Annotated in this window: 2 protein-coding genes; one reads left to right on the top strand and one right to left on the bottom strand. The window is 42.2% G+C overall.

Features of this window, described 5'->3' with window-relative positions:
• Positions 1-385: 385 nt before the first annotated feature.
• Positions 386-1,108 (top strand): carboxylesterase, encoded by a 723-nt coding sequence (locus LD39_RS20915; protein WP_035553419.1) that lies wholly within the window; start codon positions 386-388, stop codon positions 1,106-1,108.
• Positions 1,109-1,173: 65 nt separating this feature from the next.
• On the opposite strand, the gene LD39_RS23340 is transcribed toward LD39_RS20915, so the two are convergent.
• A partial coding sequence (locus tag LD39_RS23340) for a hypothetical protein (protein WP_035553416.1) occupies positions 1,174-1,422 on the bottom strand: 249 nt, incomplete at its 5' end.

The raw sequence follows: 1,422 nt of genomic DNA, 5'->3' as shown, positions 1-1,422 counted from the left end.
TCCCACTTACAAAGGATGAGTCTTCCAGGATCCCTATTCTACTTAAAATGGAGCGCTTTGCTGAAGGTTCAACCTCCTAACAATGGTGTTTTCGTTCTGCTGAAAAAACGAAAGGAGGGCCGGGAAAATGCGAGACTCCTGTGGGATACAAAGGGACAGGTGAGACCCCGGAGGACGAAGTCTGAGGAGGCTCAGCGCCCGCCCGCGGAAAGCGAGTGATTTCCCGGCCCTCCCTTCTCTATCCAAGGCAACGGAAACAGCCCTTATCTCGAAACTGAGTCTTCAACAATCGGGAGCATATTTGAAATACAATTCAAAAGAGAATTTAATACAACTCATTTTACAAGCGAGTTTAATAGGGTAATACTAAAAGAAGATAAGACTTATGGGAGTGATTACATTGACGACTGGCTGTCTGTTCATTCACGGATTTGGCGGTGCCCCTTACGAGTTAGAACCCCTTTATCACAAAATAAAGGAAAGCACCGAATGGAAACTCAAGGTTCCGATACTCCCTGGACATAATGAAAATGAGTCACTCAAGGGGCGGGAGTACATGGAATGGGTCGACAAAGCAGAAGAAGACTTAAAAGAATTGACGAAAGAATGCGAGGCTGTCTATCTCATCGGTTATTCCATGGGAGGAGTCATTGCCGCGTATCTTGCCACTAAGTACAAAGTAGAAAAACTGATTTTGCTAAGTACCTCCGCACATTACCTTGATCCGGCACAGCTTGTTGAAGACTTGTGGAAAATGGCCAAAGACGGAATACGAGGGAATTTAAGGGAAAATGATTTATTTCAACGGTATATCAGGCGCATGGGATCTGCTCCAATGAGTGCTTCACTTGAGTTCAGGAAGCTTGTAGACGAATTACGTCCTTTCTTCCAAGAAGTAAAATCTCCAGCACTGATTATTCAAGGAGGAGAAGATGGATTGCTTCCTCCAAAGAGCGCAAGATTTATTTATGATTCTATCCAGTCCACTGATAAAACCCTCCATTTTCTACCTCAATCCAAACATATGATTTGCCACGGTCCTGAACAAACGGATTTGTTAAATCTTGTTTGTGATTTTTTAGAAGTAGACCGAACGCTTAGTAGCTGAATCATTTAATTTAAGGAAGAGAAAGGCCGTGATCATTAGTTTATGAACACGGCTTTTCTCTTCCATTAAGTATGTAATTCAATGTTCACTAAAATAACCATAGCAATGATTGTCAATTGCTGATGCTCTTGCAATTCGTGAACACTCCTAAGGTGGTATTGATCACCGGAAAAAAGCAGCTCTTTCTTTGTTGGATAAGGGATAGCACGACTGTTAATTTCTGACAAAACCTTTTCTGTATCTTTGTCATACACCTTCATATCTGTGGCGTCTTTCTCCCCCATTGCTTTACAAAAAATATTACCATCAGGAAG

The organism is Halobacillus sp. BBL2006, assembly GCF_000786645.1.
Lineage (GTDB): Bacteria > Bacillota > Bacilli > Bacillales > Halobacillaceae > Halobacillus.
This window is presented reverse-complemented; position numbering and strand designations above follow the sequence as displayed.